Here is a 24120-nt window from a genome sequence, read left to right as displayed (position 1 = left end):
GTCCGTCCTCCGTTTCTGCCGCCCCCTGAAGGGACCTGAGATGTGCGGAATCGTGGGGCTCCATCTGCGCGAGCCCTCACTCGAACCCCGGCTCGGCGAGCTGCTGACCGCGATGCTGGGGCAGGTCGTCGAGCGCGGGCCGGACTCGGCCGGTGTCGCGGTCTACGGTGACCCGCGCCTGTCCCCGCCCGGGCGGGCCGTCGTCTCGCTGCTCGGTGTCACACCGGCCGAGGCACGGGCCGCGCTGCCGGACGCGGTGGCCCTCGCGGCCGACGCCACCACGGTGGTCCACGCGGACCTCTCCGTCGCCGGGCTGCTCGCGTCCGTCGCGGACGCGCTGCCGCGGGCGACCGTCATCGGCTCCGGCACCGGCATGGCCGTGCTCAAGGGCACCGGGGATCCGGTGCGGCTGGCCGAGTCCTTCGGGCTCGCGTCGGTCACCGGCCGGCAGGGCGTCGGTCACACCCGGATGGCCACCGAGTCCGCCGTGACGCCCGAGGGCGCGCTCCCGTTCTCGGTCGGCCCCGGCCAGTGCCTGGTGCACAACGGCTCGTTCGCCAACCACGCCACCATCCGCCGTGAACTGCGCGCCCACGGCATGGTGTTCGACAGCGAGAACGACTCCGAGGTGGGTGCCCGCTTCATCGCGCACCAGCTCTCCGAAGGCGTCGACCTGGAGCGGGCGCTGCGGCGGCTGTGCGAGCGGTTCGACGGCTTCTACACCCTGCTGGTGTCCACGAGCGACTCCTTCGCCGTCGTCCGTGACGCCATCGCCTGCAAGCCGGCCCTCGTCGCCGAGACCGACGGGTGGGTCGCGATGGCCTCCGAGTACCGGGCGCTGGACGTCCTTCCCGGTATCGAGAACGCCCGCATCTTCGAACCCGAACCGGAAGAGGTGTACCTGTGGCGACGCTGATCGACCTGGCCGAGACCCCGGTGCGCGAGCTCAACCGGGCCCTGCACACCCCCACGACCACGGCCTGGCGCATCCTCAACCCGCGTGGCGCCCACGCCGTGGCCTGCGGCATCCGGGAGGAGCTCGGCGTGGACGTCGAAGGCCACGTCGGCTACTACTGCGCGGGAATGAACCAGCGTGCCAGGGTCACCGTCCACGGGAACGCCGGGACCGGAGTCGCCGAGAACATGATGTCCGGCACGGTGCGCGTGCGCGGCAACGCCTCCCAGTCCGCCGGCGCGACCGCCCACGGGGGCCTCCTGGTGATCGACCAGGACGCCGCCGCCCGGTGCGGGATCTCCATGAAGGGCGTGGACATCGTGGTGGGCGGAAACGTCGGCCACATGAGCGCGTTCATGGGCCAGGCCGGGCGGTTGGTGGTCTGCGGCGACGCGGGCGACTCCCTGGGGGACTCCCTCTACGAGGCGCGCATCTACGTCCGCGGGACGGTCAAGTCGCTGGGCGCGGACTGCCGGGAGAAGGAGATGCGGCCCGAACACCACGCCGAACTGGCCGAGTTGCTCATCGCGGCCGAGCGGGAGGAGGACCCGGCCGACTTCCGCCGCTACGGGTCGGCCCGCGAGCTGTACCACTTCAAGGTCGACAACACGGCAGCGTACTGAGGGAGTTCGAGGAATCATGGAACCCGCACCGCACGCCCTGCGCGAGTCCGCGACCTTCGACCGCGCCACCATCCACGCCATCCAGCGAGCCGCCGAGACCGGCGTCTACGACATCCGCGGCGGGGGCGCCAAGCGCAGGCTCCCGCACTTCGACGACCTGCTGCTGCTCGGCGCGTCCATGTCCCGCTATCCGCTGGAGGGATACCGCGAACGCTGTGGCACGGACGTCGCCCTCGGCGGCCGGCACGCCGCGTCCCCGTTGCGACTGAGGACGCCCGTCACCATCGCCGGCATGAGCTTCGGGGCGTTGTCCGCCCAGGCCAAGGAGGCCCTCGGCCGCGGTGCCAGCGAGGTGGGCACCTCGACGACCACCGGCGACGGCGGCATGACCCCGGAGGAACGCGGCCACTCCGAACACCTGGTGTACCAGTACCTGCCCTCCCGCTACGGCATGAACCCCGACGACCTGCGCGCCGCCGACGCCATCGAGGTCGTCCTCGGCCAGGGCGCCAAGCCCGGCGGCGGGGGCATGCTGCTCGGCCAGAAGATCACCGAACGGGTCGCCGGCATGCGGACGCTGCCCGTCGGCGTCGACCAGCGCAGCGCCTGCCGCCACCCCGACTGGACCGGCCCCGACGACCTCGCCATCAAGATCCTCGAACTGCGCGAGATCACCGACTGGGAGAAGCCGGTCTATGTGAAGATCGGCGCGACCCGGACGTACTACGACGTCAGGCTCGCCGTCCAGGCCGGCGCCGACGTGGTGGTCGTCGACGGCATGCAGGGCGGCACGGCCGCCACCCAGGACGTCTTCATCGAACACGTCGGCATCCCCGTCCTGGCCGCCCTGCCCCAAGCCGTCCGGGCCCTCCAGGAGATGGGCGTGCACCGCGAGGTCCAGCTGATCGTCTCCGGCGGCATCCGCAGCGGCGCCGACCTCGCCAAGGCGCTCGCCCTGGGCGCGGACGCCGTCGCCATCGGCACGGCCGCCCTGATCGCCCTGGGCGACAACCATCCGAAGTACGACGCCGAGTACCGCCGGCTCGGCTCCGCCGCCGGCTACTACGACGACTACCAGGACGGTCGCGACCCCGCCGGCATCTCCACCCAGGACGAGGAACTCGCCGCCCGCCTGGACCCGGTGGAGGCCGGCCGCCGACTCGCCAACTACCTGCGCGTGATGACGATGGAGGCCCAGGTCCTCGCCCGCGCCTGCGGCAAGTCACACCTGCTCCACCTCGAACCCGAGGACCTGGTCGCCCTCACCGTCGAAGCCGCCGCAATGGCCCGCGTGCCACTCGCGGGCACCGGGTGGATCCCCGGGGAGGGCCTGTGATCGCCGTCGTCGGCGCGGGCCTGATGGGCGCCGCCACGGCCTGGCACCTGGCCCGCCGCGGCCACCGGGTCACCCTGATCGAGGCCTACCACATCGGCCACCAGCACGGCAGTTCGCACGGCACTTCCCGGATCTTCCGACGCGCCTACGCCGACCCCTTCTACGTCGGCCTGACCGGCAGGGCGGCCGACCAGTGGCGCGAACTGGAACACGACAGCGCGACCGCGCTGCTGCGCCGCACGGGCGGTCTCGACTTCGGGCCGGGGCGTGACCCGCAGGGCCTGGCCGCCGTGCTGGGCGCGGCCGGGGTGCGCTGCGAACTCCTCGGCGCGCCGGCCGCAGCCGAGCGCTGGCCCCACATCCGCTTCACGGGTCCGGTGCTCCACCACCCGGACGCGGGGGTCATCGACGCCGACCGGAGCGTCGCGGCCTGTGTGCGCAGGGCGGGCGAGCACGGCGCGGACATCCGGCCCGGTGTGCGCGTCACGGGCGTCGACGTACGGGACGCGGTGGTGCTGCACACGGACGACGGACGTGAACTCACCGCCGACACCGCCGTGATCGCCGCCGGTGCGTGGCTGCCCGGCCTCGGACTGCCCGTCAGGCTGCCGCCGCTCAAGGTGACCCAGCAGCAGGTCTTCCACTTCCGGCAGCGGGAGCCGTCCGCGGCCTGGCCGGTCCTGGTCGCCAAGGACGCGTCGATGCAGGTGTTCGGCCTGCCCTCCGGTGGCGACGGCGGACCGGTGCCCGCGTTCAAGGTCGCCGAGCACGACCGCGGCACCCGCACCACGGCGACCACCCGCACCGGCGTCGTCGACCGGTCCTCGCGCGCCCGGGTGAGCGGGTTCGTCCGTGACCGGCTGCCCGGGCTGGACCCCGAGCCGGTGGCCGGGGCGACCTGCCTCTACACCACCACCGAGGACGAGGACTTCGTGCTGGACCGGCACGGCCCCCTCGTCATCGTCTCCGCGTGCTCCGGTCACGGCGCGAAGTTCGCCCCGCTGATCGGCGCGATGGCCGCCGACCTGGCCACCGGCCGCACCCGGCCCCACCCCCGCTTCCGGATGGACCGCGCGGCATAGGATGCCTCGGTGACCGAGCGCGCCGAACACCCCGAACACCCCGAACACCCCGAACACGCCGAACCCGCAGCGGACTCCGAACCCGCAGCGGACTCCGACGACACGGCCCTGGAACGCATCATCGCGGTCCGGGCCCGCGGGTACCGGCAGGCGGCCGGGCTGTCGGTCGCCGAGATGGCGCAGCGGGTCGGCATCTCCAAGGCCATGCTGTCGAAGATCGAGAACGCTCAGACCGCGTGCAGCCTCACCACCCTCTCCCGGCTCGCGCGCGGTCTCGACGTCCCGGTCACCGCCCTCTTCCGCGGCATGGACGACGAACGCGAGGCCGTCTTCGTCCCCGCCGGGCACGGAGCCCGCATCGTCCGGCGCGGCACCCGCATCGGCCACGAGTACGCCCAACTCGGCTCCCTGCGGGGCGCGCACAAGCGGATGGACGCCCTGCTGGTCACCCTCACGGAGTCCAGCGAGGTCTTCCCGCTCTTCCAGCACGCCGGGACCGAGATCATCTACATGCTCGAAGGCGTCATGGTCTACGGCCACGGGAAGTCCAGCTACACCCTGCGCCCCGGCGACGCCCTCCAGTTCGACGGCGAGGCCCCGCACGGCCCGGAACGGCTGGTCGAGCTCCCGATCCGGTTCCTGACGGTGACGGCCTTCGGGGACAGCCCCCAGCACTGAAACCCGGCCTTAATCGGCCGCGGGGGGATTCGTAACGCACGGTGTGTCTACTGCGGTGAAACATAGTTTCTTTCCGCTGGACCTCTCTGGGGAGCGTGCGCATGGACACCGGAAGTACCGCCTGGATGCTCGCGAGCACGGCACTCGTCTGTCTGATGGTGCCTGGCCTCGCGCTCTTCTACGGGGGCATGGTCGCCGCCAAGAGCATCCTGAACATGATCATGATGACCTTCGGGTCCGTCGCCCTGGTGGGCTGCATCTGGGTGCTCTACGGCTTCTCGGCCTCCTTCGGCGACTCGGTCGCCGGCGCCGGGATCCTCGGCGACGTCACCGAGTACGCCGGCCTGAGCGGAGTGACGGCGGACGACCCGGACGCCGCCGTCCCGCTGTCGGTCTTCGCCGCCTTCCAGGCCCTCTTCGCGGCCCTCACCGCCGCCCTGATCTGCGGCGCGATCGCCGACCGCATCAAGTTCGGCGCCTGGATGGTCTTCGCCGGCATCTGGGTGACGCTGGTCTACCTGCCCGTCGCCCACTGGGTCTTCGCCTTCGACGGGAAGGACGTCGTGGGCGGCTGGATCGTCAACAGGCTCGGCGCCGTCGACTTCGCGGGCGGTACGGCCGTCCACATCAATTCGGGCGCCGCGGCCCTGGCCGTGATCCTCGTCCTCGGTAGACGCATCGGCTGGCAGAAGAAGGGAGGTCAGACGCGGCCGCACAACCTCCCCCTGGTGATGCTCGGCGCGGGCCTGCTGTGGTTCGGCTGGTTCGGCTTCAACGGCGGCTCCGCGCTGACCTCCGGCAACACCGCCTCCGTCGCCGTGCTGAACACCTTCATCGCCACCTGCTCCGCGATGCTCGGCTGGCTCCTCGTCGAGAAGCTCCGCTACGGCCACCCCACCAGCCTCGGCGCCGCGTCCGGAGCGATCGCCGGCCTCGTCGCGATCACACCGTCCTGCGGCGCGGTCTCCCCGCTCGGCGCCCTCGCCCTCGGCGCCGTCGGCGGCGCGGTGTGCGCCCTCGCGGTGGGCCTGAAGTACACGTTCGGCTACGACGACTCGCTCGACGTCGTCGGCATCCACCTCGTCGGCGGTCTCACCGGCACCCTGCTGGTCGGCGTCCTGGCCACGGCCGACGCCCCCAACGCCGTCGACGGCCTGCTCTACGGCGGCGGCCTCGGACTCCTCGGGAAGCAGGCGGTCGGAGCCCTGGCCGTACTGGCGTACTCCTTCGGCGTGACCTGGCTGATCGCCAAGGCCCTCGACAAGACGATGGGCCTGCGGGTCCGCCCCGAGGTGGAGCAGGAGGGCGTCGACGTCCACCTGCACGCGGAGAGCGCCTACGACCTCACCCACGCGCCGAGCGCGGCTGCGGCTTCCGGGCCCGTCGCCGCAGGGTAGGGCGGCCCGCCCCCGACTCGCCGAGGAGGTGGCGGCCGGGCGTGCCGGGCCTGTGCCGCGGCGCCTCGGGCGGCACCACGGCGGCGACGCCGTCCGGCCGGCGGGGGCCGGCCGGACGGCACACCCTCCTGTGCTCCCGGCCGGTCGACGGGCCTCGTCGCCCTCCGACGATCCCGTCCCGCACAGCCCCACACGTCTTCCCACCACACCCGGAGCCGGGCGTCACAACCCACGCACCGTCATCCCCGGGACGCCCGGCGGGGACGGGAACACAGCACCCTCCGTCGGAGATCACGCACGACAAGCCGCGCCGGGCGACGGATCCCGAACGCTCCGGTGTCCGCCACTCAGGCGGCGGCTTCCTCGGTCCAGATGCCCTTCGGGTGCTCGTCGACGGAGAGTCGCAGGCTGGGCTGGGCGCGGCAGCCCGGGCTGGCCCGCTCGTCCGAGGGCCAGCGGTGCTCCCGGTCGGGCCAGACCAACTGGACGAACGGGACCGGGGTCTGCCGGTAGAAGCCGACCGCCGTACCGAACAGGGGACGGTGCCAGCCGGCGTCCACCGGCTGGAGCCGGAGCTCGTACCCCTCGATGACGTCGGGGAGCAGGGTGCCCGGTTCCGTGGACGCGCCGTCGCGCAGCCGGGCGGCGGCAGCGCCGATCCAGTGCATCAGCCCGTGTACCTCCAGGCCGAACATGGCGACCTCCGGAATCCGGTACGAGTGCCACAGGCCGACGGTGAAGGCCCAGTCGGGGACTTCCCCGCCGCCACCCACGCCCACCACGTGCCAGCCGTGCTCGCGGACGTGCGCCATCTCGGAGGCCCAGTGCTTCGTCCGTTGCCGCCGGGCGCGGAGGGTCGCGGAGGCGGCGGGATCGCAGAGCAGACAGGGGCACGGAGAGGTCGCGGTCAGGTTGGTCACCAGGGTATCCAAGCAGATCAGGGCCGGTGGCCCTGTCGGGTCCGCAGCTCTGCCGGCCTCCGCCGCCAGGACCTCGACGCGGTTGCCGCCGGCCTCACCCTCGAACGGAGCTCCGGCATCGTCGAAGCCACGCCAACCGCGTCAGGGCGCCCAGGCGAGCCGGGTACGGTCGCGCCTCGTGCCGGCTGCTGAGGATCCGGATCCTCACCCGTCCCTGAGCCGGGCCGACTGCAGTCGCGAGGCCACGCCCGCCCAGCGGGCCCGGGGAAAGCCTCCATTGACGGCGTCTTCTTCGTACCAGCCTCGGCCGTCCAGCCACGTCCCGAGCCACTCGGCGAGGCTGCCTGCGTCGACGAACCACGCCCTGGACACGTCCTGGCCGCTGATCGCGTTGGGCTCGAAGAGCAGGACGGCACAACCCCTTCGGGCCATGACCACCAGGTGTCCGATCCTTCCGGAGGGATCCTGTCCAAGTACTCCTGCACGACCGAAGTCGCGGGCCGAGGCGGCCGGCACGGGGCTTGAGCGGGATTCGACCGGTGAGCGGGCGTCAGCGAGACGTCGGAGCCAGGACTCCGTTCCACTGCGGCCGTGGTCAGGGCCGGTGAGCGCATGTCGGATCGGGGTGGGACGGGTCGGCGGCGGCTTCTAGGATGTGCGGTATGGCAACACGACTTGTGCAGATCAATATGAAGGCCCAGGACGACTCCGTGCTCGGCCGGTTCTGGGCGGAGGTGCTCGGCTGGGGTATCGACAGCGAGGGACCGGGCGTCACCAACCTCGAACCCGTGGGCTTCTCCTACCCCGACCCCGTGGCCGTCTGCATCGACATCATCACCCGCCCGGAACCCAAAACGGTGAAGAACCGGGTGCACATCGATCTGGCCACCACCTCGACCGCCCATCAGGCGGAGTTGGTCGCGCGCCTGAAGGACCTCGGCGCGACGCTCGCCGACGTGGGTCAGGGTGACGTCCCCTGGACGGTCATGGCCGACCCGGAGGGCAACGAGTTCTGCGTCCTGGAGCCCCGTCCGGTCCACCAGGACACCGGGCCGATCGCCGCGGTGGTGGTCGACTGCACCGACCCACGGGAGATGGCCCGGTTCTGGGACGAGGCGATGGACTGGACGCTGCACGAGGTCACCGACGACCACGCGACCATGCGGTCCGCCAAGGGCGTCGGCCCCTACCTGAAGTTCCTCCGCACGCCCGACACCAAGAGCGTGTGGAACCGCGTCCACCTCGACGTCAGTCCCTACCGCGGTGACGACCCGGCGGAAGAGGAAGCCCGACTGCGCGCCCTGGGCGCCACGGACCCCGGTATCGACCAGTCCGCGATCTCCTGGACGATCCTGGCCGACCCGGAGGGCAACGAGTTCTGCCTCCTCAGCCCTCGCTGACCCCGGGCAACGGCCCGGAGCGGTTTCGGGGCAACGGCGCGGAGTACGTGCCGTCGGCGCATGCCACCGGGGACGGTGTCCCGGTGGCATGCGCCTTCCGACCGGGAGCCCCACGCCCGCCGGCGGAAATCCAGTGGGAGGCACCCGCTGCGCCCGGCCACAATGGCCGCATGCCACACGAAGCCGATCAGTTGCTCGCCGACCTCGACCCGCTCTCCCACCCGGAGCGGCTACGGTTCGTCGCCCGCCGGGCCCGGGAACGTGCCGTCGACGGCGGGCTCCCCGGGCTCCTGGTCGATCTGGAGCGCTCCGGTGTGTACGGCCGACGGCTGGCCGCGCTCGCCGCCTCGGTCGGCCGCGCCACCGGCTACCTCACCGAGCGGCTGACCGACCCCGACCCGGTGGTCCGCGGGTACGCCCTGCGCGCCGCCCGCACCCAGGGCTTCCCGGACGAGGCGATCGAGGCGGCCTTCACCGGCGCCTCCTGCACCCTGCGCCGACAGCTCGCCCGGGTCGTCCGGCACGGCCGCCGGCAGCGGCTCGCCGAGCGACTGGTGGGCCGTCTGCGCGCCGAATGGGGCGACGCCGAGGCCGCCCGGCTGCTGTCCGCCTGCAGCCCCGCGTTCGTCGGCCGGCCCCTGCCCGACCTCGCGCACGCCGCGCCGCTCGCACCCCTCGCCGCGCGCTTCCCGGACGAGGTCCTGGACCACCTGGAGCGGGTCCTCGCCAAGCACCCCGAGACGCTGCGGCTCGGGCAGTGGCCCGCCCTCGCCGACGCCCTCGGCACCCTCGCGCGGACCCGCCCCGAACGGGTCCTCGACCTGCTGGAGCGATTCGGCCCGGACCTCCCGCTGCGCCGTGATCAGCTGCCGTCGCTGGCCGCCGCGGACGCCGAACGCACCGTCCGCCTCCTCGCCGACCCGCGACGCGGCGCGGCAGGGCCGTACACCGTGCCGCCCACCGGCGGCACGCTGCGCCGGCTGGTGCACGCCGACCCGCCCTCGCTCCCCGCCCTCGGCCGTCACTGGCTGGCCGCGCCCCGCTGCCTCGCCGCCCTGCTGCGCGCCCTTCCTCCCGGTCGGCGCCACGCGTTCCTCGACCTCGTGTACGCCGACGCCCTCCCGAGAGAGGGCGAACTGTCTCTCCTGTTGCCGCTGTTCCCGCACGCGCGCCGCCACGGCGAGGCCCGGCGCCTGGTCGCCGCACGCCGGGCGGAGGGCCGCCCCTGGGTGCAGACCGCCCCCGCCCTGGCGTACCTGCCGACCGAGGAGGCCCAGCCGCAGCTGCGGGCCGCGCTCGCCCGCCCGGACACCGACGACCGCTGCGCCGCCTGGGCGGCCCTGTTCGCCAACGCGGCCGCCTCCGACGACCGGGCCGCCGTCCAGGACGCGCTCGCGCTGCTGCCGAGGCTGCGCAACGAGCAGGACCCGGTCCGCTTCGCGGCGCTGACCGCGCTCGCCCAGGTGCCCGCCCGGCTGCTGACCCCGGCGGCGGTGCCCGTCCTGGACGCCGCCGTGCAGGACGCGGTCGACGCCCGGGACTGCTCGTACGCGACCCGCGCCGCCCTCCAGCGGCTGGTCGCCGAGGTGCTGCGCGAGCACGCCGTCGCCGGCGGCGCCGACCTGGTCGAGTGGGCACTGCGGAGCCTGCGGAAGATCGCCGGGCAGACCGGCACGGTCGAGCTCGGCGGGCTGGAGCACCGGCTGCGGCGGGGCCAGGAGCACGCCGTGTTCGCGACCCTGCGGCCGTGGCTGGACACCATGGCCGACACCGCGCAGTACTGGCTGCTGTTCACCCTCGCCCGTTCGCTCGGCCGACGGGCCCGCGGCGTCCCCGAACTGCAGGAACTCCTCCTGCACGCCCTCCGGTTCGGACCGGACGACGCGTTCACGACGGCCGCCGCCCTGTGGCTGGACGACCCGCGCACCCGCGGCGCCCGGGTCGCCGAGATCCTCGAACTCGAACCCTCCGCCGCCGTCCTGGTGCCGGTGCGGGCCGTCCTGGCCGAGCGGCGCACCGACCTGCTCGACCCGCTGCTCGCCCCCACCCCGCCCTACGGACGGTTCCTCAAGCGGCCGCAGCGCGCGCCCCTGCCGCCCACCTGGTCGGCGAGCCGCTGGACGCCGCGCCAGTGGCGGGCCGCCGCCCGCCTGGCCGCCGCGACGGCGAGCGACCCCACCCTGCCGCTGCACGGGCGTGCCGCGGCCGTCCACGCCGCCGCCGCGATCCCGGAGCACGGCCGGGCGGTCGTCCGCGCCCAGCTGGACTGCGCCGAGGTGGTGCTCGCCGAGGCGGCGCTCGCCGCCTCGGCCCGGACGGACCGGCCCGCCGACGCGCTGGGCGACCTGCTGGCCCACGCGGGCGGCGACCGCGCCCGCGTCGCGGTGTACGCGGCCACCCGCGCCGCCCGGTTCGCCCCGCCGGACGAGCTCGCCGAACGGCTCGGCGAGCTGCTGTCCCGCGCACAGGGCAGCAAGGTGACCAGCCGCAAGGAGGCCGTCCGGCTGGCCGCCGAGCACCTGCCGCCGCGGACCGCCGCCGACCTGCTGGTCGCCGCGTACCGCGTCGAAGGCCAGCACCACGACGTACGCGCCGCGGTCGTCGCCTCCGCGACCGCCCTGCTGGACGCCGAACCCGTCTGGGACCTGCTCACCGAGGCCGCCGGGGAGGCTCCGCCCTCCGTACGCCGCGCCGTACTGCGGGCCGACCCGGTGCACCTTCCCAAGGCCCACCGGGCCCGCTACGCCCACCTGGTGGCCACCGTCGCCGCCTCGCCGGACCCGGAGGTCGCCGCGCCCGCCCTCGCCGCGTTGCCGCGGTGGGCCGCCTGGGCCCCGGAGACCGCCGACGTGGCCCGACGGGCCGTCACCGACCCGGCGAACCGCGGCGCCTGGCGGGAGGCCGCGGACGCCGTCCGCGCCCTCGCCGCCTCCGGGCTGGCGCACCCGCTCGGCGGCGCCGCCCCCGGCAGCCTGCTGCACCGCACCCTCGCCGAACTCGCCGCCGCCACAAGGACGGACGACCCCGACGCCGGGCCCGACCGGGACCTGCCCGCCCGCCGCAGGCTGGCCCACCTCACCGACCTCCCCGCCGACGACCGCCACCGGCCGCTGCTCGCCGCCGCCGCCGACCTGCTCGCGGACGAACCCGACCTGGCGGGCATCAGGACGGCCGCACTGCGCCGGCTGGTGGACCCGACGGCCGGGCCCCAGGCACTGACGGCCGCGCTCGGCGCGCTCGCCGACGTCCACCGGGGCCGGCCGGCGGCCGCCGCGCTCACCGCGCTCGCACTGCTGCACGAGCACGCCTCCGGCCCGCTGCCGCCACCGGGGACGCCTGACGCGCTGGCGCGCACTGCCCGCCGGGACGGTGACACCGGCCCGGCCGCCGGGCTGTTCGCCACGGCGCTGACGGAGGCGTTCGGGGACCGCCTCGGCTGGCCCCAGGAGTGGCGGTCCCTCCTGCGCGACCTGCGCCGCCACCCCTCGGCGGACGTCCGCGAGCGCGCCCTGGCGGCCGTCATGTACCGGGAGTGACCTACGGCCCGACCGTCCGACCGCCCGACACCCGAACGGCCGGCACACACATCGCCCCACCGGCACCCCGCGCCGGGCCCACGCGCGCGGGCCCGGCCCGGCCCACCGCCGGCCAGACCGACCAGGGGGGCGAAATGGACCGAGGCCCGAGCCCCACCGGCCCGGCAGCGGGCACGCGCTCACAGAGCCGCGGCTGCCCGCCGGTGCGTGACCCCGGTCCGATCGGGCCAATCCCGTGTCGGGGGTGGCCGAGACGGGCGGCCGGGCACCCGGATTTACCGGGAGATGTCCGTACCGGCCCGGTGCGGAGCGGTGCACGGGCTGTTGACGCTCCCGGAGCCGGGTCCGCACGATGAACCGCCCGCGCGGCCCGTCCGTGCGGGCGGGGGACCTTGGTCGATCCGGGAGGGGAACTCTTCATGCGCAAGGCACTGTCCATGACCCTGGCCGCTACGGCGCTGGCCGTCGGCGGATCGCTGGCCGGCGTGGGCTCGGCGGCCGCCGCCACCACCTCCGGCACCGACGTCGCACGGGCCGCGCAGAGCGTGAGCGGCCGCTCGATCTGTTACCGGGCCCATGTCCAGGACATCGGCTGGCAGAACTTCGTGGCCTGCAACGGCGGGGTCGCCGGGACCACCGGTCTGGCGAAGAACCTCGAAGCGCTGAACCTCGCGACTTCCGGCACGGGCGGCCTGTGCGCCCGTGCCCATGTGCGGAACATCGGCTGGATGGGCTGGGACTGCAAGCCGGACGGCGTCGACGTGTACATCGGCACCACCGGCCGGAACGCGCCGATCGAGGCGATCGAGATCAAGATCGGTACCGGCACGGTGTCGGCCAACGCGCACCTGCGCGACATCGGTTGGCAGGGCACGGTGACCAGCTCGTACATCCAGGTCGGCACCACGGGCCAGGCTCGCCCGATGGAGGCCATCGCGGTCGCCGTCTGACCTGACGCACCACGGGTCTGCCCGCGGCCCCGGACGGGAGCCGCGGGCAGACACCCGGTCAGGGGCGGGCCATTGGGCAGGGCGGCCGGTGTCAGGGGTGGCAGCGGATCCCGCCGCTGCTCGGCGCCACCAATCGCGCTGCCGACCAGCGGATCCGCACCTACGAGCTCATCGACATCCCTGCCGGCGACCTGGCGCACCGCGTCGCCACGGTGCGCTCGGTGATCGCGCAGGCCTCGCCCCGGACACCCGCGGGGTGATCCGCATCGGACCGGTTCCCTCGGCCTGCAACAGTCCGTCGCGGCCGCCCCCGTCCGGTGCCGACGGCGGATCCAGGACAGGACCCCCCGATACGGTGCTGCTCCGGCGGTGTGGCTCCAGTGGCGCGCCTCCGACGGGGTGACTGTTCGACGGGTCATGACAGGTTCGCGGCGAGGCGACACGTAGCGTGATCGGATGACCACACATCGTTCTCCCGATGTCGCCGCGCCCCCGCGGCTCGACCGGCACCGCGGCCTGGCGCCACTGTTCGTGCTGGCCCTCGCCCTGCTCACCCTCGTCGCCGCCATCACCCCCGCCGCGGCCGCGCGCCGGGCAGGTGGCCTGCTCGGAGTGAACCTCGTCAACAGCAGCGACCGTGACCTGACCTTGAATGGGCTCCAGGTCACCGACGGGTGTGCCTACACCGATCCGCCGACCAGGCTCGGCGCCCTCGGCGGGACCGGACAGTTCAACGTCGGCGTGTGCGAGGGATCCAACGGCGCGTCGGGAACCGTCAGCTACCAGGTGGGGGGTGAGAGCCAGGGCACCGTGATCACGTTCGGCTGGAACGTCCCGGCCCCGCTCGACCAGCCGAACACCTTCACCGAGACCGCGCCCACCGGCTATGTGGCGAGCCACACCGGCGGCGCCAGCAGCTTCGACCCCGTCACCTTCACGGTCGACTGCAACTCCACCACCTGCGACGGGATTCCGGACGACTGGAAGCGCAACGGCGTCACGATCAAGCCCGGCGACGGCAGCCCCGACCAGTTCATCGACCTCAAGGCGATGGGCGCCGACGTGAACAAGCCGGACATCTTCGTCCAGGTCGACTGGATGGCCGACGACACCCACAGCCACGCGATCACCAACGACGCGATCAGGAAGGTCGTCGACGCCTTCAAGAACTCCCCGTTCAACCGCCACAGCCCCACCACCGGCATCAACCTGCACGTCGACGCCGGGCCGGACAGCCTCCTCGACTTCACCAAGAACACCACTTGGGGGGCGCTCAGCAAGGCGAAGAAGCAGACCGAGGCCGCCAACCTCGGCACGGTGGACGCCGCCGGGCGCTACCTGTGGAACGACTTCAACAAGATCAAGACGGCCAAGGGCGGCTTCGTCAGCACCGGGCGGAGCTCGATCTTCCACTACGCGATCGCGGCGCACAACCTCCAGCCCGGCGTCACGTACAGCGGCATCGCGGCCGGGGTGCCGGGCAGCGACTTCATCATCAGCCTGGGGAGCTTCGACAACCGGGTCGGCAACACCAACCAGCAGGCCGGCACGCTGATGCACGAGCTGGGGCACGACCTGGGGCTGAAGCACGCCGGCAACGCCGACACGCCCAACCACCAGCCCCAGTACTTCAGCGTGATGAACTACTCCTACCAGCTCGGCGGTCTGTCGATCGGCACCACCACCGGAGTCCTGGACTACTCGCGGGCGGCGGGCTCGCTGAACGAGCCGGCGCTGAACGAGCGCCGGTTCCCGGCCAGCAGCGCCGGCTACGACGTCATGCACTGGTGCCCGAACACCAAGCAGGGATCCCGCTTCGTCACCGTCCAGGCGGGCGCCGGCCAGGTCGACTGGAACTGTGACGGCATGATCGCCCCGAACAACGTCGCGTTCGACACCAACAACGACGGGCTGCAGACCGCGCTGAACGGCCACGACGACTGGGGCAGCATCCAGCTGCGCGGCGGCTCGATCGCCCACTCGGGCGCGGCCGGGGTTCCGGCGCCCACCGAGGAGAACGAGATCACCGCCGAGGAGGCCGAGATGGAACTGCCGCTCGACGTCCTGCCGCCGGTCACCACCGCGAGCACCCGACCGCGCCCCGACCGGCACGGCGTCTACCACTCGGACGTCCTGGTCACCCTCGACGCCACCGACGACATCAGCGGTGTCGCGATGACCGACTACCGCGTCGACGGCGGCGAATGGACCCGCTACACCGGGCCGTTCACGGTCAGCGGCGACGGCCGCCACGAGGTCGGGTACCGCTCGGACGACCACGCCCAGAACGTTGAGCAGGAGCACTGCCTGGAGATCCTCATCGACTGCGACCCGCAGCACGGGGAGGGTTCCGACGGCCCCTGGGAGGGCTGAGCCGGCCGGCACCTGACGCAGGCACCCGGGCCCGGGCCACCGCGCGGTGACCCGGGCCCGCAGGCGCGAGGGTCCGCAGGCGCGAGGGTCCGCGGACGCGAGGGTACGCGGACCCGCCCGCGCGCCGAGCGGATACGGGAACAGGCCGCACAGGCACCCGCGTGCGGAGCGCGGCCGGCGGGCCTCGGAGTGGCGGCCGAGGAGTGCCCGCGCCACCGGCAGGCGGACGAGTTCAGTTGCCGTCAGGGGCGCACCCCCGCCGGGCGGGCGGTGACCACGGCCGCGTGCCGAGCTGGGGGTGGTCAACGGGGTGCGGGCGACGGGGTGCGGGCGCATCCGCCCGCGCCGTGGCGCCCGGCCGCCGATAGCGAGCAGGAGCCGGAGGTCGGCTTCCGCAGGCCCCGCAGGCTCCGCAGGTCGGCGACACGGTGTCGGATCACCTCACCGGGTGCGGGTCTGTGGTGTCACGCTCCGGCCTCCGGGGAGGTCGAGGGTCACGGTGAGGCCGCCGTCCGGGCCGGGGGAGAGCCGGAGTTCGCCGTGGTGGGCGGTGGTGACGGCGGTGACGATGGTGAGGCCGAGACCGTGGCCGCGGCGGGTGGGGTCGGTGCTGGCGGTGCGGCCCCGGGCGCGGAGGAAGGGCTCGGTGAGGGTGGCGACGGTCCCGGGGGTGAGCAGGGGGCCGGTGTTGGTGACGGTGAGCCGGACGCGGTCGGGGCGGTCGGGGTGGGGGCCGGTGGTGACGGTGACGGTGCCGCCGGTGGGGTGGTTGTGGCGGAGGGCGTTGTGGAGGAGGTTGAGCGCGGCCTGGCGGAGGAGGACCGGATTGCCGGTGGTGGGCGCGGGGCCGAGCGAGGCGGTGACGGTGGTGCCGTGGGTGCGGGCCTCGTCCCGGACGGTGGCCAGGGCCTCCCGGGTGGCGGCGGCCAGGTCGGTCGGGACGAGCTCGGGCGGGGTCTGGTCGAGGGCGGCGAGTTGGAGCAGGGCCTCGCTGATCTCGATGCCGCGCTGGTTGGTGTCCTGGAGGCGGGTGACCAGGCGGCCCCAGTCCTGGCCGGCCGGGTCGGCGGCGGCGACCTGGAGCATGGTGCGGGTGATGGCCAGCGGGGTGCGCAGCTCGTGGGAGGCGTTGGCGGCGAACCGCTGCTGCGCCTCGAAGGAGCGCTGGAGGCGTTCCAGCATGTCGTCGAAGGCGTCGGAGAGCTCGGTGAACTCGTCCCGGGGCCCGCGCAGCGCGACCCGGTGCTCCAGGGCCCCGTCGGCGGCCCGCCGCGCGGCACCGGTGAGGTCCTGGAGCGGCTGCAGGACGCGCCCGGCGATGAACCAGCCGCCGGTGAGGCCGACGGCCGTCATCAGGGCCAGGGCGAAGCCACCCGCCCGGAGGAGGGAGTCGAGGATCTCCTGGCGCGACGGTGCGTCCGAGCGGTAGCGCGGGTTGGAGGAGGTCAGCGGGTAGTTGGGGACGTATTTCATGGCGACGTAGATCACGGCCAGCGACAGCGCCCCGGCGGCCAGCGTGAAGAGCGTGTAGCTGAGCGTCAGCCGCATCCGGGCCGTCAGGCGCCGCGGCCGGGGCCGGCCGCCGGCGGGCGGGTTCACCGGGTGCCCCCGTCTTCGGGGGCCGGCTCGCCGAAGCGGTAGCCGACGCCGGGGACGGTGTGGATGACCCACGGGTCGCCGAGGCGTTTGCGCAGGCTGGAGATGGTGATCCGGACGGCGTTGGTGAAGGGGTCGGCGTTCTCGTCCCAGGCCCGTTCCAGCAGCTCCTCGGCGCTGATGACGCCGCCGCGCGCGGCCATCAGGACCTCCAGGACGGCGAACTGCTTGCGGGAGAGCGCCACGTAGCGCCCGTCGCGGTAGACCTCGCGGCGGAACGGGTCCAGTCGCAGGCCGGCCTGCTCCAGGACCGGCGGGGCGGACTGCGCCGGGCGGCGGGCCAGGGCGCGCAGCCGGACGACGAGTTCGGCGAGGTCGAAGGGCTTGGTCAGGTAGTCGTCGGCGCCGAGCTCGAAGCCGTCGACCTTGTCGCCCAGGCGGGCGGCGGCGGTGAGCATCAGGACCCGGCAGCCGAGCCCGCGCTCGACGATGGTCCGGCAGACCTCGTCCCCGTGCGTGCCGGGGATGTCCCGGTCGAGGACGACGACGTCGTACGTGTGGACGGCGAGCCGCTCGAGCGCGGCATCGCCGTCGCCCACCACGTCGGCGGCGATCGCCTCCAGCCGCAGTCCGGCCTGGACCGCCTCGGCGAGGTAGATCTCGTCCTCCACCACCAGGACCCGCACGTGCCGTTCTCCCGTCTGTGCCCCCTCACGTCCGCCGACGGCGGTCGTTCGTCCCCCATTGGACCCCATCGGGCGTATCGAAAACGTATCGGCCCGCGCGAACACGCTCGCAACATCGCCCCCCTTCGAATGGCTCCCGGCAACGCACCGACGACAACGGGAGGCTGGGATGGACGCGGAGCTCAGGGAGCTCAGGGAGCTGGCGGAGCGCACGGAGGGGCCGGCGGTCGGCCGGCGGCGGCGCCGCGGGCGGCTGGTCACGGGCGCCGTCGCGGTCGCGGTGCTGGTCCCGGCGGCGGTGTGGGCGGCCGGCTCGGGGACGGCCGGTCTGCGCGGGATCACGGCGATGATCAACGGTGAGGGGCCGGGGGCGGAGGACGGGGCGATCCCCGGGGGGACGAGGCTGAGCCCCTTCGACACCGACGCCCCGGCCGTCCGCAAGCTCGACGCTCAGCTTCTGGCGGCCCTGCAGCAGGCCACCGTCGACGCCCGCGCCAAGGGCATCGAGATCACCGTCACCTCCGGCTGGCGCAGCCGGGACTACCAACAGGAGCTGCTGGACCGCGCGGTGGTCGAGCACGGGACTCTGGAGCGGGCCCGGCGGTTCGTCAACGTGCCGGACGCCTCCACCCACGTGGCGGGCAAGGCGGTGGACGTAGGCCCGACGGACGCGGCGTACTGGATGGCTCAGTACGGCCCCCGGTACGGGCTGTGTCAGGTGTACTCCAACGAGGTCTGGCACTACGAGCTGCTCACCACCCCGGGCGGGACCTGCCCGGCGCAGCTGCCGGACGCGGCCGGATGACGGCGGACCCGGTCCCGGTGCTCACCCGGACGGCCGACGTCCCCGGGGTCGACGCCCCTGGGGTCGACGTCCCTGAGGCCGACGTCTCCGGGGCTGGAGCCCCTGACGCCGACGCCCCTGAGGCCGACGCCCCTGACACCGACGCCCCTGACACCGACGCCCCTGAGGCCGGCATGCCCAAACCCACGACGCCGAAGGCCGGTTGGCGGCGGGGACGGGGTCCGGCCGGGCTCGGACTCCTGGCCGCGCTCGCCCTCGCCGGGCACCGGCAGCTGCCCGACCTGGGCATCGGCCTGCGGAGCCTGTGGGAGAGCCTGCTGCCGTGGAGCGCGGTGCCGGCGGCGGGCCTGCTGCTCTGGTCGGCCGTGCGCCGGGCCCCGGTGGCGGCCTGCGCCGGCGGGGTGCTGGTGGCGGTCTGGGCGGTACTGTTCGGCCCGCTGCTGATGGCGGGTGAGGGCCGGCAGGCCGGGGACGGCCTGACGGTGGTGACCCACAACGTGCACGCCGACAACCGGGATCCGGCCGGTACCGCCCGCGCCCTGCTGGCCGCCCACCCGGACCTGGTCGCGCTGGAGGAGGTGAGCACGACGGCGTGGTCCGCGTACCAGGACGTGCTCGGCGCCGAGCTGCCCCACCACATCCGCTCCGGCACCGTCGGCCTGTGGAGCCGCTACCCGCTGGCGGAGGCCGGGCGGCTGGTCATCGACCCGGGCTGGAACCGCTCACTGCGGGCCGAAGTCCTCTCCCCGATCGGCCCGTTGGCGGTCTACGTGGCCCACCTCGGGTCGGTCCGGCCGACCTTCACGGGTTTCGCCACCTCCCACCGCGACCGCAACCTCGCGGCGCTCGGCAGTGCCCTGGACGCGGAGCCCCTGCGCCGGGTGCTGCTGCTGGGAGACCTCAACGCCGCCACCGACGACCACGCCCTGGCCCCGCTCACCGACCGGCTGACCCTTGCCCGCGGCGGCTTCGGCTTCACCTGGCCCGCTGCCCTCCCGCTCGCCCGCATCGACCACGTCCTGACCCGCGATCTGTCCGCCACCACCTGGACCCTGCCTGCCACGGCCAGCGACCACCTTCCCCTGGCGGGGAGGATCCGGGCCTGAAGCACGCGCAGGAGGCCTTGTGGGTGGGCAGGCCGGAGTCTGGTCCGACCTGCCGGTTCGCGTCGCTCGGGTGAGGTCGTGCAGATGGTCGACGGCCTGCACGGCGCGGTGCAGGGCCGTCGCCCTGCGCGCGGCAGTCGCGGAGGGCTAGCCGGTGGTCGTGCCCGTGAAAGGCGGCGACCACGCCCTGACAACCGGCCATACATGGCCGGTGCTCTGACCTGTGCAGTTGTCCCGCGGCACGTCAGCATCGACAGCGGACGACCGGTTCCGCAGCCCCGGCGTCGCTGTGCGCGGTCGGCCGGGCTGCCCCGTTCGCGACCTCCGTGCGCGGACGTGAGGGAGGGGAAGTCCGATGGCGGTCCTGCTGCCGGGCGACGTGGTGGCCGACGAGTCGGGCTTGCGCCGGACCGGCGACAGCTGGGGGACAAGGTGGCGTCGCTGTGCGAGGGACCGCGGGCGGAGCCGATGGTCGCGGCCGAGCTCCGGCCGGCCGTGCCGGGCATCCGGTCCGAGCGCTACCGCCGTGATGGTCGCGGTGCTCCCCTCCCCGTCTCGTGCCACCGATGAACAGCGCCGACCCGAACCCCGTGACGAAAAGGACACCATGACGGACCACGACGGGAACCAGGACCCCGCTACGCCGACACCGCCCGACTGGTCGCAGACGCCACGCGCGGTGCCGCCACGGCCCGGCCACAGCGGTGCCGCGCCATCAGCCCCGGTCGGATCGGCGTCCGCCACGTCCTCTGCCGTGGCGCCGTCCGCCCTCGCGCCGCCGGCGCAACCGCCGGGCCGGGGCACACCGCAACCCCCGTCGGCTGCTGCGCAACCGGGTGCCGGGCCGGGCGCGCAGCCTCCATCGGGGGCGGCGGCGCCGTCCGGGGTGCGGGCAGCACGTCGGGGAGGCGGGGTGCTGCGCCACTGGCCGCTGCTCGTGGCCGCGTTCCTCCCCTGCCTCGTGCTGGCCGGCATCGGGTGGTGGGTGTGGCCGCAGCAGCCCACGGGACTTGCGCCGCACGTGGCCGCTGGGACGGTCCAGGCGCAGCTCCTCAGCGCTGACAGCGTCAGCCGGCTGGCCGGGACGACGGTGGTCGCCGGCCCCCGGTCGGACCGGCCCCACGCCCCGCTCGACGCGGCGCCGTCGGAGTGCGCCGTCGCGGCGGGGCCGACGACGCAGGCGGTCTACGGGCAGGCGTGGAAGGCGTTCCTGTCGGCGACCGACCAGGACTCCGCGCGCACCGGCGGGTACACCGTGAACCAGGTGCTCGGCGTCTTCCCGGAGGCTGAGAAGGCCGGCGCCGCTTTCCAGACGCTCACCGAGGGCCTGGCCAAGTGCCCGTCGGCCACGGTCACCGGTCAGGCCGGCCGCAGCTCGAAGTGGGTCTACACGGTGCGCCCCACCACTGAGGTCGCCGTGGCGTGGACCGCGGCGCAGGACGGTAGCGCGGGCTGGGCCTGCTATCACCAGGCGTGGGTGAAAGGCACGAGCCTGGTGCAGGTCTCCGTGTGCCAGGCGGGTGACGGCGAGGCGACCAGTTGGAAGGTGGCCGACGAGCTCACCAAGAAGGTGACCGGATGACCGCGCACCCGTTCAGGCCGGCTGCCCGCCCCCGGCGGGCTGTGGGGCGTGCCGTCGCCCTGGTGCTGGCGCTCCTGCTGCCGGTCGTCGGCACGGCGGCAGCGACGAGGGCTGCCGCCGACACGCCGGTCATGGCCCCGCCCGACACCGTGGCCGCCCTGTCCCAGTCCAGGGACGTCGCGGCCGTCGCCCCGGCACTCGCCCAGAAGGTCGAGGCACAGAAGCGGACGGAAGCCGAAATCGAGCAGATGGTGAGGGAGGTGGTTGCCGAGGCCGAGCGGATCACCAAGGAATCCGCCGAGGTGGAGAGCGCCGATGCCGCGCTCTCGGCCAAGGCCGCTGCGGTGAACAGGGAGATCGACGCCCACAACGCGCGCGCGAGGACGCTGAGCGGCAAGATCGACGCCCACAACGCGGCCAAGCCTCCTGCCGATCAGGCTGCTGCGGTCGGCCGCTACAACGCCGAAGCTGCCCAGCTGGAGGCCGAACAGAGCCAGGTGCAGGCCGAGGAGGCCAAGTTACAGGGCCAGGAGGGCGAGGTCAGGCAGCAGGAGGAGCAGCTCAACTCGCGTAAGTCCCAGGTCAACGCCGCTTCCAGGACCAACGCAGAGAAGGCCTCCACGGCCAGGGCCAGGACCCAGCAGCTCCAGCTCCAGACCCAGCAACTGCTCCAGGAAATGGCGGAGGTCTTCCAGAGCTTGGCCCGGACCCCGCCCGATCCGGCGGTGGCGATGGATCAGGGCGGCGACGCGCCCGCGCCGCTGGAGCGCAATGACGAGGCCCGGGGCCTGGGTACTGACATTGCCGACAGCCCCTATCGGCAGCCGCAGACCTCCGCCATGAAGCAGTACGGCCGGCAGACCGGTACGACCGTCGACACGCGGCCGGGGACGGCGTACCTGACGCCCGAAGCCGTCAGGCGGCTGCCGGCCGCGCAGGCGGCCATGCTCACGAGCCCCGCAGTCACCTTCGACGGGCTGGCCCGCAAGCCCAGCGGGCACTACACGGCACTACGGGTCCAGGCGCCCGCACCCCCGGCACCGGCACCGGCACCGGCACCCACCACTACCGCATCCCCGGCACCGACCCCGGCACCGGCCCCGGCTCCCGCTCCGGCTCCGGCTCCCGCCCCGGTACCGGCTCCCGTTCTGGCCCCGGAGGTCTTCGAATCCGGCGGGGTCGTCGCGTACCGCGACGGTGAACCGGTCACCCTCGACGGGATCACGACGGTTCAGGAAGTACCCGCCTCCCCGGAGCCCGCTCCGGTACCCAGCAACCCGGGCTCCGGGGAGGACGCCAACCGGCGCGTCCCCACCTGCGAGGATCTGGAGCCGCCGGGGGCTGTATCCCTGAGCGGCGGCGGGTGGGTCAGCTACGTGCCGGCGGACGGTCAGGGCCGCAACCAGGGAGTCAACGCCTGTCTCAAAGGCACGCCCGCCTCCAGCAGGGGGCAAGCCGCGGCAGGCGACATCCCGGGCTGGAACGATGCCAAGGCGCGGGCGGCCGCCCTCGGGTTCACTTCGGATTCTGACATCGCCCGCTGCCACTCCGTACCGCGCATGGCCGGCGGAACAGCGGATCAGCGGAACCTGACGCCGTGCTTCCAGCAGGGGGCCAACACCAACCAGCGAACCGGCGGCACGATCACCAACAGCATGCGGACCTTCGAGACCAGAGCCGAGAAGGTCATGGGCCGGGGCCCTGTGCTGTACAACGTGTTTCCGCAGTACAACGGCCTCAGCAGCACTGTTCCGAACGGGTGGGCGATGTCGCTCTACGCCTGGGACGCCACCACCGGGTCGACCACGGACTCCGCCCGGACATTCGTGGACAACCGCAGGTACGGCCCGAACGGATTGGTGTACCTGGGCAACTAGCCTCGGGCGAGCACGGACGACTGATGGGAGTGGACGTGAGCATTGAGAAGATGCTGGACCGGCTCGGCTCGGTGATCGGGCCGCCTCCGGACGGGGTGGTCCCCGTCCCGTGGGAGCTCGGACCCGAGGTGCTCGGTTTTCAACTGCCCGCGGACTACCGGGCGTTCGCTGACCGGTACGGGATGATCAGCATCAGCGACGAGCTGCACATCTACACGCCATCGGCAGCGCCCAGTCCCAAGACCGGGGAGCCACCCGGCTTCGCCGGATTCCTGTACGGCACGACGGACCCCTACGGCTACTGTGCCTGGCTGGCCCAGGCCTACCGGGAGGGGGACTACGACGAGTGCCCGTATCCGCTGTTCCCGGCCGAGGGAGGGTTGCTGAAGTGGGGCAACAACTACAACTCCGACCACTTCTTCTGGCTGATGCGGGGCCCGGACCCGGACCGGTGGCCGGTCGCCGCCAAGTTCCACTCGATGCGGGAGTGGGACCTCTTCGAGGGCGGGTTCCTGGAGTTCCTGCTGGCGGCGGTGACGGAACAGTATCCCTACCACGGGGACGTCGTTCCCGGCGCGATCAAGCAGGTCGATGACGGCCGTGCCTATCGCTTTCGGGGTGACTGGTCGAGGAACCTTCGGCAGTGAGCCCGAGCCGCCGCACCAGGCACCGGCCGCCGCGTCGAGGAGCAGCCGCTGGAAACGGGCAGGGCGCATGGGTGTCCTCGGGGAGGGTCCCTGGTCCACGGTGTTCGGCCGGTTTCGGGTCTGGCGGGACGCCGGCGTGTTCAGCGCCCTGCTCGAAGGCCTGATCGCCGAGGCCGAGCGCGAGGGAAAGACTGACCTGTCGCTGGTCAGCGTCGACTCCACGACCGTCCGCGCCCACCACGACGCCGCCGGGATGCTCGTGGACGAGGAGCTCATGCAGGCCCTGGAGGAGGCCGCGCGCGAGCAGGAGGCGGCCCGGCAAAAGGGGGCGAGTCGCAGGAACAGAACGGACAGGGCGAACGCAGACGGGTCCGATTGCGACGCAAGCTTCGTCTGAAGCAGGCCCTGCTCGGCAGGTCACGGGGTGGGCTGACCAGCAAGGTCCATCTCGCCGCCGACCGCAGGTGCCGTCCACCGGTGCTCGTCCTGACCGCGGGACAGGCCGGCGACAGCCCGCAGTTCGTCCCCGTCCTCACCAAAGTGCGCGTGCGCCTTCCCGCCGGCCGGCCTC

General features: G+C 73.5%; 19 protein-coding genes and 1 pseudogene. 16 read left to right on the top strand and 4 right to left on the bottom strand.

Going from position 1 to position 24120, the window contains the following annotated elements; genetic code table 11:
* Positions 1–40 precede the first annotated feature (40 nt).
* The 6 genes from ACWDRR_RS19695 to ACWDRR_RS19670 all read left to right on the top strand — a co-directional run bounded on the left by ACWDRR_RS19695 (position 41) and on the right by ACWDRR_RS19670 (position 6071).
* Positions 41–916 (top strand): glutamine amidotransferase, encoded by an 876-nt coding sequence (locus ACWDRR_RS19695; protein ID WP_449773469.1) that lies wholly within the window; start codon positions 41–43, stop codon positions 914–916.
* Positions 904–1578 (top strand): GltB/FmdC/FwdC-like GXGXG domain-containing protein, encoded by a 675-nt coding sequence (locus ACWDRR_RS19690; protein ID WP_449773468.1) that lies wholly within the window; start codon positions 904–906, stop codon positions 1576–1578. The genes ACWDRR_RS19695 and ACWDRR_RS19690 overlap by 13 nt, the downstream gene beginning before the upstream one ends.
* A 16-nt stretch (positions 1579–1594) precedes the next feature.
* Positions 1595–2914, top strand: a complete 1320-nt coding sequence (locus ACWDRR_RS19685) for an FMN-binding glutamate synthase family protein (protein ID WP_449773467.1) — start codon at positions 1595–1597, stop codon at positions 2912–2914.
* Positions 2911–3996 carry an FAD-dependent oxidoreductase gene (locus ACWDRR_RS19680; RefSeq protein ID WP_449773466.1) on the top strand — a complete coding sequence of 362 codons (1086 nt, stop codon included), beginning with the start codon at positions 2911–2913 and terminating at the stop codon, positions 3994–3996. The genes ACWDRR_RS19685 and ACWDRR_RS19680 overlap by 4 nt, the downstream gene beginning before the upstream one ends.
* A 9-nt stretch (positions 3997–4005) precedes the next feature.
* Positions 4006–4674, top strand: a complete 669-nt coding sequence (locus ACWDRR_RS19675) for a helix-turn-helix domain-containing protein (RefSeq protein WP_449773465.1) — start codon at positions 4006–4008, stop codon at positions 4672–4674.
* Positions 4675–4775: 101 nt separating this feature from the next.
* Complete coding sequence (locus tag ACWDRR_RS19670; RefSeq protein ID WP_449773464.1) at positions 4776–6071, top strand: ammonium transporter; 1296 nt, start codon at positions 4776–4778, stop codon at positions 6069–6071.
* Between the two features lie 347 nt (positions 6072–6418).
* Here the strand turns inward: ACWDRR_RS19670 and ACWDRR_RS19665 are convergent, their stop codons facing one another.
* Both ACWDRR_RS19665 and ACWDRR_RS19660 read right to left on the bottom strand, forming a co-directional pair.
* On the bottom strand, positions 6419–6991 hold the full coding sequence (locus ACWDRR_RS19665) for a DUF4262 domain-containing protein (protein ID WP_449773463.1): 573 nt from the start codon (positions 6989–6991) through the stop codon (positions 6419–6421).
* A gap of 204 nt (positions 6992–7195) precedes the next feature.
* Positions 7196–7429, bottom strand: coding sequence for a hypothetical protein (locus ACWDRR_RS19660; RefSeq protein ID WP_449773462.1), 234 nt, complete (start codon positions 7427–7429; stop codon positions 7196–7198).
* Positions 7430–7653: 224 nt separating this feature from the next.
* On the opposite strand from ACWDRR_RS19660, the gene ACWDRR_RS19655 reads away from it, so the two are divergent.
* From ACWDRR_RS19655 to ACWDRR_RS19640, 4 genes are all read left to right on the top strand, one after another.
* Positions 7654–8391 (top strand): VOC family protein, encoded by a 738-nt coding sequence (locus tag ACWDRR_RS19655; protein WP_449773461.1) that lies wholly within the window; start codon positions 7654–7656, stop codon positions 8389–8391.
* A gap of 170 nt (positions 8392–8561) precedes the next feature.
* Positions 8562–11927 carry a hypothetical protein gene (locus ACWDRR_RS19650; protein WP_449773460.1) on the top strand — a complete coding sequence of 1122 codons (3366 nt, stop codon included), beginning with the start codon at positions 8562–8564 and terminating at the stop codon, positions 11925–11927.
* A gap of 419 nt (positions 11928–12346) precedes the next feature.
* Positions 12347–12877: a hypothetical protein gene (locus ACWDRR_RS19645; RefSeq protein ID WP_449773459.1), complete on the top strand. Its 531-nt coding sequence runs from the start codon at positions 12347–12349 to the stop codon at positions 12875–12877.
* 456 nt (positions 12878–13333) lie between these two features.
* The gene (locus ACWDRR_RS19640) at positions 13334–15250 is read left to right on the top strand and encodes an OmpL47-type beta-barrel domain-containing protein (RefSeq protein ID WP_449773458.1); all 1917 of its coding nucleotides are present in this window, start codon (positions 13334–13336) and stop codon (positions 15248–15250) included.
* 441 nt (positions 15251–15691) lie between these two features.
* Here ACWDRR_RS19640 and ACWDRR_RS19635 read toward each other — a convergent pair whose 3' ends face one another.
* Positions 15692–16849, bottom strand: coding sequence for a sensor histidine kinase (locus ACWDRR_RS19635; RefSeq protein WP_449773457.1), 1158 nt, complete (start codon positions 16847–16849; stop codon positions 15692–15694).
* Positions 16846–17532, bottom strand: coding sequence for a response regulator transcription factor (locus tag ACWDRR_RS19630; protein WP_449773456.1), 687 nt, complete (start codon positions 17530–17532; stop codon positions 16846–16848). Before ACWDRR_RS19630 ends, ACWDRR_RS19635 begins: the two co-directional genes overlap by 4 nt.
* A 169-nt stretch (positions 17533–17701) precedes the next feature.
* On the opposite strand from ACWDRR_RS19630, the gene ACWDRR_RS19625 reads away from it, so the two are divergent.
* The 6 genes and pseudogenes from ACWDRR_RS19625 to ACWDRR_RS19600 form a co-directional block, all read left to right on the top strand.
* Positions 17702–18337 carry a M15 family metallopeptidase gene (locus tag ACWDRR_RS19625; protein WP_449773455.1) on the top strand — a complete coding sequence of 212 codons (636 nt, stop codon included), beginning with the start codon at positions 17702–17704 and terminating at the stop codon, positions 18335–18337.
* 173 nt (positions 18338–18510) lie between these two features.
* Complete coding sequence (locus ACWDRR_RS19620) at positions 18511–19443, top strand: endonuclease/exonuclease/phosphatase family protein (RefSeq protein ID WP_449773454.1); 933 nt, start codon at positions 18511–18513, stop codon at positions 19441–19443.
* A gap of 913 nt (positions 19444–20356) precedes the next feature.
* A complete protein-coding gene (locus ACWDRR_RS19615) occupies positions 20357–21025 on the top strand; it encodes a sensor domain-containing protein (protein ID WP_449773453.1) in 669 nt (222 codons plus the stop codon).
* Positions 21022–22902: a hypothetical protein gene (locus tag ACWDRR_RS19610; RefSeq protein WP_449773452.1), complete on the top strand. Its 1881-nt coding sequence runs from the start codon at positions 21022–21024 to the stop codon at positions 22900–22902. The genes ACWDRR_RS19615 and ACWDRR_RS19610 overlap by 4 nt, the downstream gene beginning before the upstream one ends.
* A 35-nt stretch (positions 22903–22937) precedes the next feature.
* Positions 22938–23549 carry a hypothetical protein gene (locus ACWDRR_RS19605; protein ID WP_449773451.1) on the top strand — a complete coding sequence of 204 codons (612 nt, stop codon included), beginning with the start codon at positions 22938–22940 and terminating at the stop codon, positions 23547–23549.
* A gap of 85 nt (positions 23550–23634) precedes the next feature.
* Positions 23635–24120: pseudogene (locus ACWDRR_RS19600) on the top strand (hypothetical protein); the annotation flags it as partial.

Source organism: Kitasatospora sp. NPDC003701 (genome assembly GCF_053587085.1).
This window is presented reverse-complemented; position numbering and strand designations above follow the sequence as displayed.

Coding starts and splice junctions, on each gene's coding strand:
- ACWDRR_RS19695 (WP_449773469.1), top strand. CDS start 41: ATGTGCGGAATCGTGGGGCTCCATCTGCGCGAGCCCTCACTCGAACCC.
- ACWDRR_RS19685 (WP_449773467.1), top strand. CDS start 1,595: ATGGAACCCGCACCGCACGCCCTGCGCGAGTCCGCGACCTTCGACCGC.
- ACWDRR_RS19670 (WP_449773464.1), top strand. CDS start 4,776: ATGGACACCGGAAGTACCGCCTGGATGCTCGCGAGCACGGCACTCGTC.
- ACWDRR_RS19655 (WP_449773461.1), top strand. CDS start 7,654: ATGGCAACACGACTTGTGCAGATCAATATGAAGGCCCAGGACGACTCC.
- ACWDRR_RS19650 (WP_449773460.1), top strand. CDS start 8,562: ATGCCACACGAAGCCGATCAGTTGCTCGCCGACCTCGACCCGCTCTCC.
- ACWDRR_RS19645 (WP_449773459.1), top strand. CDS start 12,347: ATGCGCAAGGCACTGTCCATGACCCTGGCCGCTACGGCGCTGGCCGTC.
- ACWDRR_RS19640 (WP_449773458.1), top strand. CDS start 13,334: ATGACCACACATCGTTCTCCCGATGTCGCCGCGCCCCCGCGGCTCGAC.
- ACWDRR_RS19625 (WP_449773455.1), top strand. CDS start 17,702: ATGGACGCGGAGCTCAGGGAGCTCAGGGAGCTGGCGGAGCGCACGGAG.
- ACWDRR_RS19620 (WP_449773454.1), top strand. CDS start 18,511: ATGCCCAAACCCACGACGCCGAAGGCCGGTTGGCGGCGGGGACGGGGT.
- ACWDRR_RS19610 (WP_449773452.1), top strand. CDS start 21,022: ATGACCGCGCACCCGTTCAGGCCGGCTGCCCGCCCCCGGCGGGCTGTG.